Genomic DNA, 18,831 nt, shown 5'->3' with positions numbered 1-18,831 from the left:
CATGAAATGATATATTTAAGCTATTAAGGTAATTCAGGAGGATCTGTTATGACCAGATATGAACAACAAAGGCGCTTTCTAAAATCTAATTTTAATGAATTTAAACATATAAAAACAGATAAGATCAAAGGACTTCCACAACCACCAATTGTTAAGCCCGTTGATTCGGAATCATCTCTAATTATTGATTTGCCAAAAGTCAGTAAAGACGTTGTGTGTAAAGAAAATATTTTTGATTGCATAGATCAAAGAAGAAGTACAAGGTTTTATTCTGCGGAAAATTTAAGTCTGGATGAGTTATCCTATTTATTATGGGCTACCCAAGGAATTACTGGTATGAGTAAGAACGGACTAACGCTGCGAACTGTACCATGCAGTGGGGCGACACACACTTTTGAAACCTATTTAATTATTATGCGGGTAGAAGGGATTCAACAAGGAATCTACAGATACCTTCCTGTCGAACATAAGCTATCATTTATGTTTGAATTAGCCGAAATTGAACAGAAGATTGATGCTATTACATTAGACCAGCCATTTGTCCCTAACTTTGCAAAAAAGGCTTCTGTACTGTTTGCATGGAGTACAACACCATATCGCTCCGAATGGAAGTATGATATTTCAGCTCACAAAAAAATCCTCATCGATGTTGGACATGTATGCCAGAACCTTTATTTATCCAGTGAATCTATCGGTGCAGGTGCTTGTGCCATTGGAATCTATGATCAAAAGCTGATTGATGAGATTTTAGAATTAGACGGTGAGGAAGAATTTATTATCTATCTTGGCGCAGTTGGGAAGAAACGAAAATAGCTACTCGTGAATAGACCACCATCAACACGCGTGAAAATATAGCTGGCCATGTCTTCGGAAGTGACGCGTTTAAGCCTTCTCCACCTCTAGGGGTGAGGGAAGGTTTTTTGTGTGTCCGGAATATTAAATTTGACTATATTTTATGGATTGACGGATATTGGGAATGGTTGTAAAATCACATTAAAGTATAAACCTTTAAACTTTTGAAATGGTTTTTATACTTTTGATAAAGATGAAACTAACAGTCAATGTTCTATTTCCAGTTAGAACGTAGTCGTGGCGAGATGAGTTAATCTTTTTTTATTTCCCTAAAAGTTATAACGATTAAACTATTGAACTTGGAGGCATAGAAGCTTAGATGAACATTCATGATGTAGCCAAAAAGTCGGGGCTCTCTGTAGTGACCGTATCCAGAGTGATTAACAATTCACCTTCTGTACGTGAAGGCAATAGGCGGAAAGTGCTGAGTGCTATGGAGGAATTAAATTATCAGCCCAATTCAGCGGCGCGGAGTCTCGTACGTGGCAAGACCGGAGTCATCGGTATGTCAATTACCAACTTTAACGACTCTTTCTATGACCGCGTGATTCGCGTGGTGAACCGGAAGCTGGCAGAACAAGGTTACTTCTTAGCTCTGTCCATAGCCGAGAATGAGGATGAAGGCGTTAACTTCCTGTTTCAGAAGGATCGCGTGGACGGAATTATCCTGTTGTCTCCGATTGAGGAGAAAGAATATGTGGAGGAGCTGAAAAGAAAAAACATTCCGTTTGTCTTGCTGGATAACCAGCTCCAGCATGAGGATGTTCCCAGTGTCGTCGTCGATAACTATCAAGGGGGGTATGAAGCTACCAAGCACTTGATTGGTCTTGGACACACCCAGATCGCCTATATCGGTGGCCCTTCGGTGTTCCTGAGTGTAGCGGAGCGCAAGCGGGGTTATGTACAGGCGCTGGATGAAGCGGGGCTAACGCCCTTCGGCACGGAATATTGCGGATTTACCGTAAGCAGCGGTTATGAGGTGGCCAAGAGATGGATTCGTGAAGATAAGCTGCCGACAGCCATTTTTTCCGGAGATGACTTTATTGCTCTGGGTGTTGTTCAAGCCCTGCGTGAGGAGGGAATTCTGGTACCTCAGGATATCTCAGTGGTTGGCTTTGATGATCAGCAGTTCGTAGGTGAATTTTATCCCCGATTGACGACAGTCAGACAGCCTGAGGCGCAAATGGGCAGCATTGGTGTTGATTTGCTGATGAAATTAATCAATGGGGAGGTGATGCCTGCTGTTGTAACGAAGCTCGCTCCTCAGCTTCTCGTGCGTGAATCCACCGCATCTGTAAGGTTAACCTAAATATTAGGAGTGAAACGAACTGTGAAGTACTTTTTGGGAGTCGATGCAGGGGGCAGCAAAACTTACGCAATGATTGCAAATGAACAGGGAGTGGTCATGGGTGTAGGCAAGGGAGGGAACGGGAATCATCAAAATAATCGTGAGCAGGCGGAGAATAGTTTGCAACAGGCTGTATCGGGAGCGATTATAGCGTCGGGGCTGATCAAGGATCAGATGGAGTATTCCTGGTTCGGTCTGGCTGGAGCGGACAGAGAATCCGATTTTCGAATTTTACGACCAATCATCAGCAGACTTGGCCTTCCCCGAACTGAGATTTCCTGCGATACCTGGATTGCTTTGCGATCAGGTACAGAGAGTAATTATGGGATCGTGCTGATCTGCGGCTCGGGAGTGAACAGCGCCGGTAAAAATCCACGAGGCGCTACCTACCAATGTGGCGGATTTGGCTATCGGTTCGGTGATTACGGCGGCGGCTATGATCTAAGTATTGAGGTATTCCGCAGCGTTCTTCGGGCGGATGAAGGAAGAGAGCAAGAGACTGTCTTAAGCGAACGCTTAATTCATTTGCTGGGCTATTCCAGTGTTTCGGAGTTAAGAGAGGATTACCTGGATCATTCCAGAGACTTGCCTCCCCATATTGCTGAGCTGCTGTTTCCAGCGGCAGATGAAGGGGACCAGGTTGCCATCGGACTGCTTACCAAGCAAGGGGATGAGCTGGGTTTGGCAGCGGTATCGACAATTCGCCGATTGGCTATGGAGGAGGACTCCTTCGACATCGTACTTGCAGGCAGCCTATTAACCAAGGGAGATCGCTCAGGCATCATCCGGCGGGCCATTGAACAGAGAGTGAAGCATTCGGCTCCAAATGGGACTTTAAGGATCCTAACCCGGGAGCCGGTTGTAGGCTCGGTCGTTCTGGCGATGGAAAGCTGCGGTATGCGTGTAAATCAGGAGGTTCTTGATCGTCTATCACTGGGTAAGGAGGGGCTATTATTATGAAGGAGACTTTGAAGCTTGTTGTCATCGGAGCGGGTTCATCGTATACGCCTGAGCTTATTGAAGGCATCATCATGCATCATAAAGAGCTTCCCGTCCGCGAAGTATGGCTGGTGGATATTGAGGCGGGAAGGGAGAAGCTGCATACGATTGCGGAACTAAGCAAGCGTATGATTGCTGAGTCTGGACTGCCGATTACCGTGGCCCAGACGCTTGAGCGGAGGGAGGCCATCGTCGGAGCAGACTTTATCTGCACTCAAATCCGGGTAGGCATGCTGGAAGCGCGAAAATGGGACGAATTAATTCCGCTTCAATACGATGTCATCGGTCAGGAGACGACGGGTCCTGGAGGGATGATGAAAGGCCTGCGGACCATTCCGGTTATTCTGGATATTTGCAAGGACATCGAGGAGCTAGCTCCGGATGCCTGGTTGCTGAATTTTACGAATCCGGCCGGTATGGTAACTGAAGCTGTTCACAAATATTCATCGGTAAAAAGCGTAGGCCTATGCAACTCACCGATCGGATTTCAAAAGTGGCTCTCTGAGTTCTTAGGACTTCCTATGGAGAAGATCTACGCGGAGTTTGTCGGCATCAACCATCTGCACTGGGTATCCGATATCGTAATTGACGGTAAAAGCAAGCTACAGGAGCTCATTGATTACCCCCAGAACTACAAGGCGAGTAATGTGCCGTTTGATTCCTGGGACCACCGGTTTCTGAATGCTTTGAAAGCCATCCCTTCTTATTACCTGAGCTATTACTACATGACGGACGCGATGCTTGCGGAACAGAAGGAATCAGCAGCAACGACCGGATCGCGCGCTGAGGTAGTGAAGAAGGTGGAGGAAGAGCTGTTTGAGCTGTACCGGAACGTAGAGCTAAAGGAGAAGCCAAAGCAGCTGGAGCAGCGTGGTGGAGCCTATTACTCGGAGGCGGCAGTGCTGCTGATGCGCTCCATTTATAATGATTCCCGCGATATCCAGACATTGAATGTAAGGAATAACGGAATGATTGACTTCTTACCGGACGATGCCTCCATTGAGGTGAACTGTGTGGTAACCAAACAAGGTCCACTGCCGATTCCAATGCGCAAAATTCCTCAGTCCGTCAAAGGCCTGCTGGCTGCGGTCAAGCAATACGAGAGCCTCACCATCGAGGCGGCTGTACACGGAGACCGGGATATAGCCCTGCAGGCTATGGTTCATCATCCGCTCGTGCCTTCGGTCACCGTAGCTGAACAGCTGCTGGATGAAATGCTGGAGAAGAACAAAGCGTTTTTGCCGTTGTTTCACTAGAATCGTCCAGAGGAGGAAAAACGGATGAACACGGCCGAGAAACCAAGTAGATGGAAGAAGTTCACCAGTCAATTGGATTTGCAGTCCATGGTTTGGCCGGGAATTATATTTGTATTCATTTTTAGCTACATTCCGATGTATGGCGTAGTTATGGCGTTCCAGCAATACGATATTTTTGGCGGCATTATGAAGAGTCCCTGGGTTGGATTTATGCATTTCAGAATGTTCTTCGAGGCACCGGAGTTCTGGAATGTGATGCGAAATACCATTGTGATTAGCTTGCTTAAATTGATTATCTCTTTTCCAGCACCGATTCTTCTTGCACTGATGCTGAATGAGATCGGTAATATGGGCTTTAAACGCGTTATCCAGACCGTCAGCTATTTACCGTATTTCCTGTCCTGGGTTATTGTATCCGGTTTTGTATTTTCGCTGTTATCTGTTGACAACGGAACGGTGAACTATGTGCTGGAGCGATTCAATCTGGTAGGGGAGCCAGTTAACTTCCTGGCATTACCCAAGTACTTCTGGTCTATTCTAGTAAGTGTAAATGTGTGGAAGGAGGTCGGATTTGGGAGCATTGTCTATCTGGCCGCGATTGCAGGTATTGATCCGACTTTATATGAAGCCGCTTCCATAGACGGGGCAAGCCGATTTAAGCAAATTCACTTGATTACACTCCCCAGCATTACCCCCATTATCATCATCTTTATGATTCTCGCCATCGGCAGTCTGCTTAGTGCGGGCTTCGAGGACATTTTGCTGCTGGCAACCAATCCAATCCTGCGACCCTACTCCGATGTTATCGACACCTATGTGTACCGTGTGGGGATATTAAATGCCAGATTTTCTTATGCGACAGCGGTAGGGCTTTTCAAAGCGGTGATCAGTGTCATTCTGCTGGTGATGGCCAACAAAATCGCCCGCCGGGCAGATGTTAGTCTCTGGTAGGTACTACTACTCATAGCGAATGCTTCCGATGCAAGTTTTATTGGGATGTATCGACTGTAAGTAATGCTCCATAAACCTTTTAGGAGAGGTGAACAATGAGACTAAGCCTAGGCGACAAAATCATGCAGCGGACTATTTATATCCTTTTGACGCTGCTGGCGCTACTTATGCTGTACCCATTTTGGAACGCGCTGGTCATTTCTTTTAATCTAGGGAGCGATACGGCGCTCGGCGGTGTAACCTTGTTACCGAGAGCATTTACCCTGGAAAATTATTATATTGTGTTTCAGGATCATCGCCTGCTGAATTCTTTTCTGATCACTATTCTTAGAACGCTCGGCGGCACGGCATTGTCCGTCTTCTTCACGGCCCTGTTAGCTTACGGAATGTCCAAGAAAACATTGCTTTTTCGAAAACAATATATGGTGTTCTTCATGATTACGATGTTCTTCAGTGGAGGGCTCATCCCTAGTTATTTACTAGTTCGCTCTTTGGGTATGCTGGACACCTTTTGGGTTCTGATTATCCCCGGCATCATCAGCGTCTGGAACATGATTGTCATCCGCACCTTCTTCAACGCTTTGCCGGAGGGGTTGGAGGAATCGGCCAAAATCGATGGTTGCAGTAACTACGGCATTTTCTTCCGAATCGTTATTCCCGTCTCCGGTCCGGTGCTGGCCACGATTGCTTTATTTACTGCGGTTGGTTACTGGAACGACTGGTTTACGGGAGCGATCTATATTACGAAGGACGAACTGCTTCCTATACAGACTCTGCTGCGGCAGGTTATGAACTCCAACATTATGACCCAAATTGGCTCATCGAATGCTATCGCGCTGGATCATATGAACCGAAATCGGACGATTACCACGAAGTCACTGACTATGGCTACGATGATGATCGCTACTATTCCGATTATCCTGACGTACCCTTTTCTCCAAAAGTACTTTGTTAAGGGCGTAATGATCGGTTCATTGAAAGAATAGCAGTCTCCATATTATGTAGAAAGAAGGGAAAAGAATGGGCAATCGTATGAAATGGGTATCGCTTCTGCTGACTTCGCTGGTGCTTCTTCTCACTGCCTGTAGCGGAGGGGGGAATTCTAACACTTCACCAAACACAAGCGAGAAAAATCTGAATACCGAGGTCGCCACTGATGACGGCAGCGGGATCAAGCCCGTCACCTTCAGCTTCTATGGAAATTACGACTGGCTTACGACATCACCATGGGGGGATAATGAGGCGACAAAATGGATTCAGGAGAACCGTAAGGTTACAGTTGAACCGATACAATCCGGAGGAGCGGCCGGAGAAAAGCTCAACACGATGATCGTCGGCGGTGATTTACCGGATGTCATCTTTACTGACCGGGGATCCTCAGTGGAACGGCTGGTGCAGGCAGGGCAACTCGTTGCGCTGGATGATTACTATGACAAGTATCCAAACTTCAAGAAATATGTGAAGGAATCCACCCTGAATTTGCTCCGTTCAGATGACGGGAAAATCTATCAAATCCCGAACTGGTATACATCCGGGCAATTCGGCAACGGCGGATGGATGGTGAATAAAGAAATTTATAACGAACTCGGCAGACCGGCACTGGAGACCTTTGATGATTTGTATCAATATTTGCTCATGGTGCAAGAAAAGTATCCGGATGTAGTACCTCTGGAGGTTGGTGAGAAGGGGGCAGGTCTGGAAATTATGTATGGCGGTTTTAGGGAGAACTCCACCAGTAAGTTCATTTCACTCATGGGACATCCGGACGGCGACAAGCTGTCATCTATCTTGGACGATCCCGCTTATGAGGAGATGGTGCTGTATATCAATAAGCTATATCGTGAACGGCTGATTACGCAGGATGCACTGCAGCAAACCCAAGATGCGGTCAAAGAAAAGGTCAATACCAGCCGGGTAGCGGTCATGGTCGAATCCAATATCACTACGTATGGCGCTGAGGGACACCGGGCACTGACAGCGAGCAATCCGGACAGCGGTTATGAAATTATTTGGCCGATTCATAAAGCCGGGCTAGACAAAACGAAAGTGTTTGTAAGCGGTTTCGAGACGCTGGGTTGGAACGTCAATGTCATTACGAAAAAGGCCGAGGATCCGGAGGCCATCTTCGCTTACTTTGACTGGATCACGGGTCCGGAGGGTCAGAAGGTACTTTTCTTCGGTCCTAAAGGTTTGTACTGGGATGAGGAGGACGCGGACGGAGCACCAATTCCGAACGAGAAATACAAGACGACTCCTGCTAACGAGCGTACGGAAACGATGAGAAAATTCGAAGACTTTAACTGGGCGGGAAATACAACCTTTATTGATACAGCGAAAATGAGCCTCGAGGCGCTGCTTTCCGCGAACCAGAAATCATGGGAGACAGTGGCGCAGTCCACGGTGACCTGGAAAACCGCGCTGGACATTACGGAATTTGTGAATACCGATCCGCTTCCGGATACGGAGATAGGCATCATCGCACAGAATGTCGGGGATATTTATACCCTTGCTTACGCCCAGATGGTCCAGGCGAAGTCGGATGAAGAGGTATTGTCGGCACTGGAAACAGCCAAAAAGAACACCCGAAAAGCGGGGCTGGATAAGCTGCTGGAATTTAGAACCGAAAAATGGCAGGAGAATGTCAAGAAAATCAACGTGACGAAATAATTCTTGTTTAAAGGTTAAATAAGACTATTAAAAAATATAGTATATTTCTCGTTTAAACGCTTACCGTCCTTGGAAGGACGCTAAAGGCGATTATACTTGTGGAGGCGAGATTATGGCATTTGCGTTGAGATCGAGGTTCATAGCAGTGTTAAGCTTTGTGTTGGTTTCTTCGATAGCGGGTGGTTCCGTTCCGGTTATGGCCGTGGAGGAGACGAATCCCCCTTTCGAAACGGAAGTTATTGTACGGACCGTAAACCAGTTTAAGAACACGGTGGATGTCCAGAATTTCATCCAGCTGTCCACAAGCTACGGTGTCGATGTCATCAGCATGAACGTGAAGCAGGATGAAGATGATGAGGTTCCGTCCGGAAGTGTATTTTATCAGAGTGATATTGCTCCGATTGCCCAAGGCTATCAGAATTTCGATGCCCTGCAGGCTGTTATTACGGCAGCCCATGCTGCAGGAATCAAGGTTCATGCCTGGATTCCCCAGTTCCATGATCAGCAGGCCTTCCTGGCTCACGATGAATGGCAGATGCAGGCGCTGGTTAATGGGGTTCAGATTCCGTTTACAGGTTCTAACGGCAACGAATACTTCGTTAATCCGATTCACCATGAAGTGCAGCAGTATGAGCGTTCCATCATTCAGGAAGTGATCGAGAATTATGATGTTGACGGTGTTGTGCTAGACTGGATTCGCTTCGACAATTACAACATGGACGTCAGTGATTACACGGTTGCGAAGTATCAGGCTCAGTTCGGGTATTCACCGCTCAGCATTGACTTCGAGACGGACTCACCTCAGCGTGAGCAGTGGAATGAATGGAGGACCGATCAAATTGGACAGTATGTGGGCGATATCCGTCAGGATATCACCCAGTCCTCGAAGCCGGATGTGCAGCTCGGCGTGTATATTTTGCCGCCAGAATTCATTGAGGTTGGACAGAATGTAGCCAAATTTAAGGATGATATCGACTTTGTTGCACCGATGGCGTACTTTGATGACTGGGAGTTCAACAGTGATTGGGTATACAGCACTTCCTACGGAATCCTGAAGGATACGAGCGACCGGATCAGCGGCAGTGACGTGGAGATTGTAGCCACACTGGATAATGACTGGACTGATGATCAATATCAGGAGATTTACAAGGGAATCCGCGAGAATTATCCGGGGGTTAAGCGCCTGTCGTTCTTTGCTTACGGGGCCTGGCCAGAAGATGAGTTGGCCAATATCAAGGAACGTGAAACCTGGCCGACGCCAGGCTGGACGCCTCCGGTAGAACAAGACTATCCGGCACAATTACCAGCAGGCTGGAAGGCTCGAAATATCGGTTCCATGCCGGGGAACGTTACCTACAATTCATCCAATAAGCAATTTACACTCAGCAGCAGCTCTACGGATATTTGGGGAAATGGAGATCAACTGAATTATATATACCAATCTGTGAGCGGCAATGCGGAGATTATTGTTAAAGTGCATTCCACTAGCCGATTGGACGGCTGGGCCAAGGCCGGCATTATGATTCGGGAGTCGCTGGGTCATAATTCGAAGCACGCAGATATGATGCTTACCCCCGAGAATGGGGCAACCTTCCAGTATCGTGTTGATACCGCGGGCAATATGGCCGACCATACTGCGGCTGCCTCGGCTCCAAGATGGCTAAAGCTGACCAGAAGTGGGAATACCTTCAAAGGGGCTATTTCGACGAACGGGAATAACTGGCAAACAGTCGGAACTGTTCAGATTCCGATGAATCACAAGGTGTATATTGGCATAGCGCTCAGCAATCCGGGTAATGATTCGAGGAATAAGGCCGTGTTTGGAAATGTGAAGATTACGGATTAAGTCTAATACAATTACAACTATACATCATCATTCGCTTTATTTTCTAAGGGCAAAGCAAAGATATCAGAGGCTTGATTTGTATTTAGACCGCCTGGAAAGCAGCCGAAGCCTGGGGATTTGCTGTCAGGGAGGGAAAGAACGGATACCGGCTGACTTTGGAATCTGAGGATGTAATATAATCGGCAGAACACAGTGCAAAGAAGATTGGGTTAGAAGACATTCATCTCCGAAATACGGGTGAATGTCTTCTTTCTTTGCTCATAGTGTTCTGAAAATGTCATTTATCGTGTAATACAAAGCATTAAGTTCTTCCATATAAACTGTTTTTATTTTGGTTTTATCAGGATTGTCACTTATCATTTCCATAAAGATATCCGGATCATTAATGATACCATTAAGACTTGCGCGCTTTAACAATTCTGCATCGGAAATATCATCCTTAAACGATAGTCTTAAGATTTCCATAGTGTCGTTTACTATACCTTTAAAATTCTCTTCTTCCCCAAAGAAAGTTGCAATCTTATTCAAAAAGTCTGCATATTTATCTGGTATTTTTGAATTTTCTGAAAAAAATATCATTTTTATCTTCTCCCTATATTAATCGAATTTTAAATAGTTTTAAGTAATTGGCCAGTCTGAAATCATCTAATTATAGTCAGGAACATTATAATTGGATTTGGAACAATTGGCGGTTAAAAATGATACAGTAGTACTGTTTACACAGATTAAGTGAGTATGATATATCGGAAATTCTAACTTGTTTCATAGAGTTAAGTTATAGTTGACCAATTCGAAAGCGGCGGAGGCTGGGAATGCTAAAGACAGTATCAGTTATTTTTAATGAGCGACCAAAAAGGTGGGGATTAAGAGGGGATCCATATCTTTGGGATGAGCTAGAGAGGTACTTTCAGGAAGTGACTTATCCATGTACAGGTGAGGAGTTTGCAGAGATATTCAAATACGCATTTGAGGAATTAACAGGAAGTAGCTTAGGTGATTTAGATAAACGAATCTATTGTGAGAAATACAGTCATGGTGGTATGTCCAGTGGGCATGTTTGTCTGGAGTTTTGGATTGAAGTAGCGATTCCAATGCTAATTGAACGATTGGAGGGATTAGCAATTTAAATTGGTAAACAATCGGATGCATTTCACCTCCCCCCCACCACCAATGTAATGCAAAAACTAAACGTTAAAGGCCGTTCACAGATGGTTATGGAGCTGAAAATATAGCTGCCGTGCCTTCGGAAGTGACGCGTTTAAGCCTTCTTCACCTTTAGGGGTGTGGGAAGGCTTTTTTTGTTGTTTGCGTATTTGCTAAAATAACATTCAATTGATAATCATTCTCAATATATATATAATTAATCCAAAGTAAGGGGAAGCAGGGATGAGCATGGAGCGTATCAATGGTCTGAATGAAGAGGAAACGATTGATGCCCATAAGACGCTTAGATGCGAAGGGTTTAATCTTACTTACCAGCTGGATGGGAGCCACTTTGAGATAAAACCACCGGTAGAACTAGGGGAAGGCAGCTGCCGGAGCCTGCTTACTCAGCGTTATCTTCAGATGACGGATTTTGATCTCCAATTTAATCGGGATATCGAAGCGAAGGGCGAGTTTAGAACACCTCGTACGGAGCTGATATTCTGTATGGGACATGGAATTGAATGGGGGACCTCGCTGAAGCAGGACTATTTTGCCATAGATACAGGAGAAAGTGTGCTGCTTCACGGCGGAGTAAGAAATGAGAATTGCACGTACCTCAGCGGAGCGGGTTACCGATTCCTAAGCATAGATATGAGTCCGGCACAATTTGAGCGGATGACCAGCGGACTGACCGAGGATACACGGCTCCAAGCCGGAGGAGGAGCTGGGTTGTTTTTTTGCAAAAACGGTATCACACCATCTATCCGACTCATTCTGTCACAAATTGCGGATTGTTCTTATAGTCAGGGTATGCGGGAACTCTATCTGGAGGGGAAAATGCTGGAGCTAATGGCTGTCTATCTCAATGAATCTTTATATGAAGCTGATCGGATTTCCCACTCAGTCAAGCTATCTAGAGATGATATGGAGAGCCTGCGACTAGCCAAGGAAATTCTGCAACGTGATTATTTACATCCACCGACGCTAGCTGGGCTCTCTCGCATTATTTGCCTCAATGAGTTCAAATTGAAGAAGGGCTTTAAGGAAATGTTCGGTTATACTGTCCATGCCTATGTGATCGAACAACGGATGCAAAGGGCGCAGCAGCTGTTGGAACAAGGACATATGACTGTAAGTGAAGCAGCTTCCAGGGTCGGATACGGGAATGTCAGCCATTTCTCCGCAGCTTTTCGTAAAAAGTTTGGTGTGCGTCCCGGAGAATATTTGATCAGCAGCAGACAGCGTTCTGCAGGAACTTGGATGTAAGCGTGTATCGAAATAGATGCTCCTGATTTGATTAATTATAATCCCGGAAGCGGTAGCAACCGTGAACAGCGTTTTTATACACTAGTGCACAGAGAATCATTCTCAGTGCACTTTTTTTGTGCGTAATTATCAAGAGTGGGGGAACAGCTGTGAGTAAAACCAAAACTGGCATGTCGAGACTGCTAGAGATTGCCGGAGAGAAGCGGGGCCTGCTGATCCTGTCTGGCGTATTGTCATCTGTCAGCGCCGTGTTAATGCTGGTACCATTTTTGTCTGTTTATTTCATCTTGGCCGAGCTGCTCCGTCATGCTTCATCACCTGGACAGGTTGACAGTGATGCAATGATCCGCTGGGGATGGATTGCACTCGGAGGTTTGATCGGAGGTCTGGTGACCTCGTATTGCGGTATTATGTGCTCGCATATTGCGGCTTTTCGTATTCAGTATAATCTGCGTGTGCGAATGACCGAGCATTTGGGCAGACTGCCGCTCGGCTTCCTGAATGGAACTTCGACCGGCGCAGTGAAGAAGACGCTGGAACAGAATGTCGACAAGGTGGAAAATTTCGTAGCGCATCAGCTCCCTGATCTGGTCAGCGCGCTGGCGTCTACGGTGCTGATGATTGTGGCGATGTTCTGGCTGAGTCCGCCATTAGCTGTTGCCTGCCTTCTACCGATCCTCATAGGAATGGTTGTGCAGTCAGCACTTATGATGAGCGGTAAAGGAAAAACCAGCGTGAAGCAGTATCATGATTCTTTGGAGCAGATCAATGCTTCGGCAGTGCAGTATGTGCGGGGGATGCCTGCGGTGAAGGTGTTCGGGCAGACGGTGCATTCCTTCAGAAAGTTCTACAGTGATATGACCAGATACCGTGATTATTGTCTGGAGTTTACGGATCGTTATCAATCAGGCTATGTCCTGTTCAAAACATTACTAGCCTCCTCATTTACCTTTATTTTACCGGTGGGTGTCTATATGCTAAGCGGCCAGCCGGATTCCATGTCCTTTGCGCTTGTGCTGCTGTTCTTTCTAATTATGGCACCTGGCGTATCCTCTCCGCTCTATAAGCTGCTTATGCTGGCTTCGAGCACTCGGGATATCGGCGAAGGCGTAGAGCGGATGGATCGTCTTTTGGCACAGCAGCCTGTACCAGAGATAATAATGCCGCTGTCACCGCATGCTTTCGACGTGGAATTTACGGACGTAACTTTCTCCTACAGTGAAGAAGAGGGGGCTACGGCTGCGCTCAGCGAGGTTTCTTTCCGGGCAGAACAAGGGAAGGTTACAGCGCTGGTTGGACCGTCAGGTTCAGGAAAATCGACGGTGGCCAGCTTGGTGCCGCGGTTCTGGGACCCGCAAGAGGGTGCTATCCGTATCGGTGGAGTAGATATCCGCTATATGGCGATTCATGAACTGATGAACACAGTTGCTTTTGTATTTCAGGAGACCTTCCTGTTCTATGACACTTTGTATGAAAATATTGCCGTCGGCAAACCGGAAGCCACGCTGGATGAAGTACAGGCTGCAGCAAGAGCTGCACAATGCGACGAGTTCATCTCTCGGCTTCCGCAGGGATACGATACGTTAATCGGTGAAGGTGGCGTCTATCTCTCCGGCGGTGAGGAGCAACGAATTGCGGTAGCTCGAGCCATCCTCAAAAATGCTCCGGTACTTGTACTCGACGAAGCGACTGCTTTTGCCGACCCGGAAAATGAGCATCACATGCAGTTGGCACTAACGGAGCTTATGCGCGGCAAGACGGTTATTGTCATTGCCCACCGTCTGTCCTCTATTCGTGAAGCTGCCCAAATATTGGTACTGCGTGACGGGCAAATCGTGGAGCGCGGAGATCACGATAGTTTGATTGATCTCGACGGACTTTACACAAAAATGTGGCATGTCTACAGTGGCACCGGAGATTGGCATATGGAAAAGGGAGGGGAACAGCTATGAAGGTATTGCACAATATTACTGCTGGCAAACCGCAGCAGCTGCTGAAGCCCGTGTTGTTTTCCTTCCTGGCTAACATAGTCAGTGTGCTTCCGTTTGCGCTTGTCATTGAGGCGGTGCGGTTAATTTTTGCTCCTTATATTACGGTGGGTGCAGAGCTTCAGATAGAACGGCTTTGGTGGATTTGCGCGGGTCTAGTTGCTGTCATGGTACTGATGTTCCTGAGCGAGATTCCCGCTTACCGCACTGCATACCGCGGGGCTTACAATGTTGCGGCGCAGGGACGGGCGGAATTAGCAGAGCATCTGCGTAAGCTTCCGTTAGGCTACCTGACTCGCCGTGACCCCGGCGATCTGGCCAATATGATGATGGGAGATTTCACGCTGGTTGAGACAGGGATTTCACATCTGCTGCCACAGCTTGCAGGGGCTTTTGTGCTGCCGATATTCGCACTTGCGGGTTTACTGTTCCTCGACTGGCGGATGGCCATTTCCATGTTTGTGGCGCTGCCGGTTGCCCTCCTAATTATGTACCTGTCAGGCAGACTGCGGCGGAGACTCGGAGCGGATCATATGAAGGCCAAATTGAACGCTGCGAACAGGCTACAGGAATATTTGAATGGTATTCGGGTGATGAAGGCCTACAACCTGACGGGAGAACGATTTGTCCGTCTGGATAGCTCTTTTAGAACTTTGATGAAGGAAAGTGTGAAGCTTGAAGGGATATTCGGACCGGTCATTCTAACGGCTATGGCTCTTCTTCGTGCGGGTCTGACATTAATGGTATACGTTGGTGTTCATCTATTGTTAGGCGGGGAGCTCGGTATTCTGCAGCTGGCGGTATTCCTTATTGTCGGCACACGCATCTATGATCCACTGACGACGGCGCTCGCCAACTATGCCGAATTCCGTTACAACGAACAAGCTGGTGAACGCATCGTAGACCTGCTTCGCCAGCCGGTAATGACGGGTACTACAGCTCCACTTCCCGAGAGCAGTACCATTCGCTTTGACAATGTTACCTTCGGTTATGGAGGTGAGCCTGTTCTCAAACAATTAAGCATAGAGATGCCGCAAGGCTCACTGACCGCGATCGTGGGTCCCTCCGGCAGTGGGAAGAGTACAGTGCTGCGTCTGATCTCGCGTTTCTATGATCCTGACGAAGGAAGTGTTCTGCTAGGCGGACGCAATATTAAAGATATTGATCCAGAACATTTGCTAGGGTCTGTGTCGGTTGTGTTTCAGGATGTGTACCTGTTCCAAGATACTATTGGAAACAACATTGCCTTTGGGCGGCCGGGCGCGTCGCAACAGGATATTCAACAAGCAGCAGAAATGGCCCGCTGCCATGATTTTATTATGAAATTGCCTCTTGGTTATAACACGCCGGTAGGGGAGGGTGGCAGTACGCTTTCTGGAGGGGAGAAGCAGCGGATCTCCATTGCTCGCGCGATTCTTAAGAACGCTCCAATTGTATTACTAGATGAAGCTACTGCATCGCTGGACCCGCAGAATGAGGCTGAAATCCAGAAGGGAATAGATGCGCTGATTACGGGCAGAACCGTTATTGTGATCGCCCATAGGCTGAAAACCATACGCGGGGCAGACAACATTATTGTGCTGGAAGACGGCCGACTGGTTGAGCAGGGACGGCATGAAGCCTTACTACTACGCGGCGGATTGTACGACCGTCTCTGGAAGCTGCAGCAGCAATCCGTTGGATTCCGCATCACATCATAAGACAGGCCAATTACACTTTTAGGAGGACAAACGCATGGCTATCACAAAGGATGAATCCAACTGGCCGATTATTACCCTAAGTCTGGGATTGAATTTTGATCAGGAGACGGTAGAGGAATATATCGCTTATTGGGAAGAACTGCTCTCCCGCCGATCCCCCTTTGGTCTGATCTTGCTGCATTCCTCAGAGAAGAACGCACGTCCGGAGCGTGCAGTCACACAGTCGTATATGAACTGGTGCAAGCGGAGCAAACATGAAATTGCTCAATATTGCTCAGGCATCGCGGTTGTTATTCAGAACGCTAATTTGCTCGTTCTCTACAAGCCGGTTACGGCAGTGTCTACTAAAAGAACCTACGGTTGTCCCGGAGGCGCCTTCGCGAAAGAGGCTGAGGCTGTAAGATGGCTGGAGGAACTACTGGCTCAAGTAACATCGGGTGCGAAAATTTAATATAGCCGGCTATGTCATCTTCGAAGCGGCAAGTTTAAGCTCTCTTCACCCTTTAGGGTGGAGAGGGCTTTTTCAACGAGTTACATTAATTTCCTCTATGCTAAGCGTCCGGGGGCCTCAGATTTGATCTATTAAAATGGGTTTGACTAGTCACCTATCATTTGACAATGATAATGGTTATCGTTTACGATTTTGGCTTGTATAGGGATTTGCAACTGCAAAGGATTAGCATGCTATTGGACTTGGGAGGATTAACAGTGAATTGGGAAGAATATATCCAGATATGGGACACTTCATGGATTCAACTGGTGGATATTCGCCAACATGTGATCCGTAGACAGAGTAAGCAGCAACATTTACTCCCAGCTAGTAGTTTTATATTTGTCGTGCGAGGGCAAGGTGCGGTCTGGTTGGATGGTGATCGGTATCAATTAGAACGATTCTTTGTCTTACATGCGGGAAAAGGAAGTAACATCAGGTTCGAGGTTGGACATGAGGATGTCACATACTATTACGTTTTATATAGAGGTACTATTTCTACTAAGGCTAGTAAATCAATATTGAAATCCTATCATATAAATAACCCTTTTCAACTGCAATATGCATGTAAACCTATTTCTCCGGTTGTGTTATATCGTCATATGGAATCAATGTATGAGGAATGGAATCGCAGACCGGCTATGGAACGGTTCCAAGCGAAAATCCAGTTCTATCAGTTCGTATATACACTTGTACAGCAGTTACAGCTTCAGGGAGTTGCCCCTAAAGAAACAGATTTAGTGGAACAGATCATTCAATACATTCACAAACATTATTATGAGCCTATTTCACTTGAATCTATGGCAGAAGTATGGAACTATAGCATTCAATACTTATCGAGGCAGTTCAAACGCCGGACAGGGAGAAGTCCCATTGAATATGTAATTCAGACGAGAATGGCTAAAGCGAAGGAGTTACTGATTCAAACCGATGCCACCGTACAGGAGATTGCTGTAAACGTAGGTTATAGTGATGTCTTTTATTTTACCCGTCTGTTTAAGAAGCAGGTTGGGACGACGCCAGTTCAATACAAAAACAAGGTGAAGACAGGTTTGATCGTTTCAGATAGTCCATGGCAAGAGTTCTTATCCTCCATGGGCAAATATTCTCCTGCTTGTTATATTGATCATGATAATCATTATCAATTGAGACTTGAAGGGGATAAACAGATGTTAAAGGGGATCGAGACGAAAAAAGGATTAATGCTAATGCTTGTGCTTACACTGTTACTTGCAGCTTGCGGAAATGGGAACACTAGCCGTAATAGCAATCCGGGAGCAGAACCGACACAGAGTACACCTTCCAATCAGGCCGTTGAAAAAACGGGTTTACGGAAAATAGCAACGGTCATGGGGGATGTTAATGTTCCAGCCAATCCCCAACGTGTTGTAGTTGATTGGGATTTGGGGCCAGTCTTAGCAGTTGGGGTAATACCGGTTGGAGCATCGAATACACAGCTGGAGTATTCTCAGTTTCTCAAACCTTTCTTAGATGAGACGGTACAAGACATAGGGGCAGAAGGAAGTATTTCTTTTGAAAAAGTTTTAGAGTTAGCGCCAGACGTCATTATCACATGGAATAAAGATGCCTATAGCAACTATTCTAAGATCGCACCGACCGTATTATTTGATACAAGCAAATACGCAACGATTCAAGAAGAGATTACAGCTATGGGAGAAATTCTTGATCGAGAAGAAGAGGCTAAACATTTTGTGGCAGATTTCGAAAAACGAAAAATAGCTGCCCGCGATAAAATTAAAAATGCAATTGCAAATGATGCAACTATTTCAATCGTAGATTATATCACAGTAGAGAAATTTTTAATGGTCATTGGTAATTTGGGTGAGAGAGGCGGCAGAGCTACTTACGATATTTTGGGTATGAAACCCACTCCAAAAGTTCAAAGTGAAATCATTGATAAGGAAATGAGCCGTGTTGAAGTTTCTTGGGAAACGGTAAATGATTATGTAGGTGACTATGTCATTGTCCTTACAGTGAAGGACAAAGCACCACCTAAGTTACCATCCACATGGAAGATGTTGGATGCAGTCAAAAACAATCGAGTGATTGAGATTGATATGGAGAAATATTTTGCAGCAGATTCATACTCCTCCTTGTTACAAGCGGAAGATATTGCGGACAAAATATCGAAGCTGGCTTCATCCAAATGACTTTATTGAATTGAATCTACCTGAAGTCATTAAAATCAAAAGACGAAGCCAATTATGGAGGCCACTGAAAAAGTTCTTTCTAGATCATACATTTAAGGAGTCAGTCGTAACTACGGAGAATATTTGGACTTCCGGCCGCTGTTGTCTCCAG

The 18,831-nt window shown here is 46.4% G+C and carries 16 protein-coding genes; 15 read left to right on the top strand and 1 reads right to left on the bottom strand.

Going from position 1 to position 18,831, the window contains the following annotated elements; all coding sequences use genetic code 11:
• Positions 1-48: 48 nt before the first annotated feature.
• From UQ64_RS21480 to UQ64_RS21445, 8 genes are all read left to right on the top strand, one after another.
• Positions 49-813 carry a SagB/ThcOx family dehydrogenase gene (locus tag UQ64_RS21480; RefSeq protein ID WP_060625496.1) on the top strand — a complete coding sequence of 255 codons (765 nt, stop codon included), beginning with the start codon at positions 49-51 and terminating at the stop codon, positions 811-813.
• Between the two features lie 358 nt (positions 814-1,171).
• Complete coding sequence (locus UQ64_RS21475) at positions 1,172-2,161, top strand: LacI family DNA-binding transcriptional regulator (protein ID WP_060625495.1); 990 nt, start codon at positions 1,172-1,174, stop codon at positions 2,159-2,161.
• Positions 2,162-2,182: 21 nt separating this feature from the next.
• On the top strand, positions 2,183-3,160 hold the full coding sequence (locus UQ64_RS21470) for an N-acetylglucosamine kinase (protein WP_060625494.1): 978 nt from the start codon (positions 2,183-2,185) through the stop codon (positions 3,158-3,160).
• Positions 3,157-4,455 carry a 6-phospho-beta-glucosidase gene (locus UQ64_RS21465; protein WP_060625493.1) on the top strand — a complete coding sequence of 433 codons (1,299 nt, stop codon included), beginning with the start codon at positions 3,157-3,159 and terminating at the stop codon, positions 4,453-4,455. The genes UQ64_RS21470 and UQ64_RS21465 overlap by 4 nt, the downstream gene beginning before the upstream one ends.
• Before the next feature lie 24 nt (positions 4,456-4,479).
• Positions 4,480-5,406 carry an ABC transporter permease gene (locus tag UQ64_RS21460; RefSeq protein ID WP_042191444.1) on the top strand — a complete coding sequence of 309 codons (927 nt, stop codon included), beginning with the start codon at positions 4,480-4,482 and terminating at the stop codon, positions 5,404-5,406.
• A 95-nt stretch (positions 5,407-5,501) separates the two neighbouring features.
• Positions 5,502-6,392, top strand: coding sequence for a carbohydrate ABC transporter permease (locus tag UQ64_RS21455; RefSeq protein ID WP_042191442.1), 891 nt, complete (start codon positions 5,502-5,504; stop codon positions 6,390-6,392).
• Positions 6,393-6,426: 34 nt separating this feature from the next.
• The gene (locus UQ64_RS21450) at positions 6,427-8,073 is read left to right on the top strand and encodes an extracellular solute-binding protein (protein WP_060625492.1); all 1,647 of its coding nucleotides are present in this window, start codon (positions 6,427-6,429) and stop codon (positions 8,071-8,073) included.
• Positions 8,074-8,185: 112 nt separating this feature from the next.
• Positions 8,186-9,919 carry a family 10 glycosylhydrolase gene (locus UQ64_RS21445; RefSeq protein WP_060625491.1) on the top strand — a complete coding sequence of 578 codons (1,734 nt, stop codon included), beginning with the start codon at positions 8,186-8,188 and terminating at the stop codon, positions 9,917-9,919.
• 258 nt (positions 9,920-10,177) lie between these two features.
• Here UQ64_RS21445 and UQ64_RS21440 read toward each other — a convergent pair whose 3' ends face one another.
• Positions 10,178-10,498, bottom strand: a complete 321-nt coding sequence (locus UQ64_RS21440) for a hypothetical protein (protein WP_060625490.1) — start codon at positions 10,496-10,498, stop codon at positions 10,178-10,180.
• Positions 10,499-10,731: 233 nt separating this feature from the next.
• Between UQ64_RS21440 and UQ64_RS21435 the strand changes: the two genes are divergently transcribed.
• The 7 genes from UQ64_RS21435 to UQ64_RS31780 all read left to right on the top strand — a co-directional run.
• Positions 10,732-11,046 carry a hypothetical protein gene (locus tag UQ64_RS21435; protein ID WP_060625489.1) on the top strand — a complete coding sequence of 105 codons (315 nt, stop codon included), beginning with the start codon at positions 10,732-10,734 and terminating at the stop codon, positions 11,044-11,046.
• Between the two features lie 259 nt (positions 11,047-11,305).
• Positions 11,306-12,331: a helix-turn-helix transcriptional regulator gene (locus UQ64_RS32340; RefSeq protein ID WP_060625488.1), complete on the top strand. Its 1,026-nt coding sequence runs from the start codon at positions 11,306-11,308 to the stop codon at positions 12,329-12,331.
• A 170-nt stretch (positions 12,332-12,501) separates the two neighbouring features.
• Complete coding sequence (locus UQ64_RS21425) at positions 12,502-14,283, top strand: ABC transporter ATP-binding protein (protein WP_060625677.1); 1,782 nt, start codon at positions 12,502-12,504, stop codon at positions 14,281-14,283.
• On the top strand, positions 14,280-16,019 hold the full coding sequence (locus UQ64_RS21420; RefSeq protein WP_060625487.1) for an ABC transporter ATP-binding protein: 1,740 nt from the start codon (positions 14,280-14,282) through the stop codon (positions 16,017-16,019). Before UQ64_RS21425 ends, UQ64_RS21420 begins: the two co-directional genes overlap by 4 nt.
• A gap of 34 nt (positions 16,020-16,053) precedes the next feature.
• Entirely contained in the window at positions 16,054-16,470 is a 417-nt protein-coding gene (locus UQ64_RS21415; protein ID WP_060625486.1) for a hypothetical protein, read from the top strand.
• A gap of 257 nt (positions 16,471-16,727) precedes the next feature.
• Positions 16,728-18,680 carry an AraC family transcriptional regulator gene (locus UQ64_RS21410; RefSeq protein WP_060625485.1) on the top strand — a complete coding sequence of 651 codons (1,953 nt, stop codon included), beginning with the start codon at positions 16,728-16,730 and terminating at the stop codon, positions 18,678-18,680.
• The coding region (locus UQ64_RS31780; RefSeq protein WP_209445866.1) for a hypothetical protein at positions 18,643-18,831 on the top strand (189 nt) is incomplete at its 3' end. The genes UQ64_RS21410 and UQ64_RS31780, both read left to right, overlap by 38 nt.

This window comes from Paenibacillus etheri, from assembly GCF_001012825.1.
In the GTDB taxonomy this organism is placed as follows: domain Bacteria; phylum Bacillota; class Bacilli; order Paenibacillales; family Paenibacillaceae; genus Paenibacillus_AQ; species Paenibacillus_AQ etheri.
This window is presented reverse-complemented; position numbering and strand designations above follow the sequence as displayed.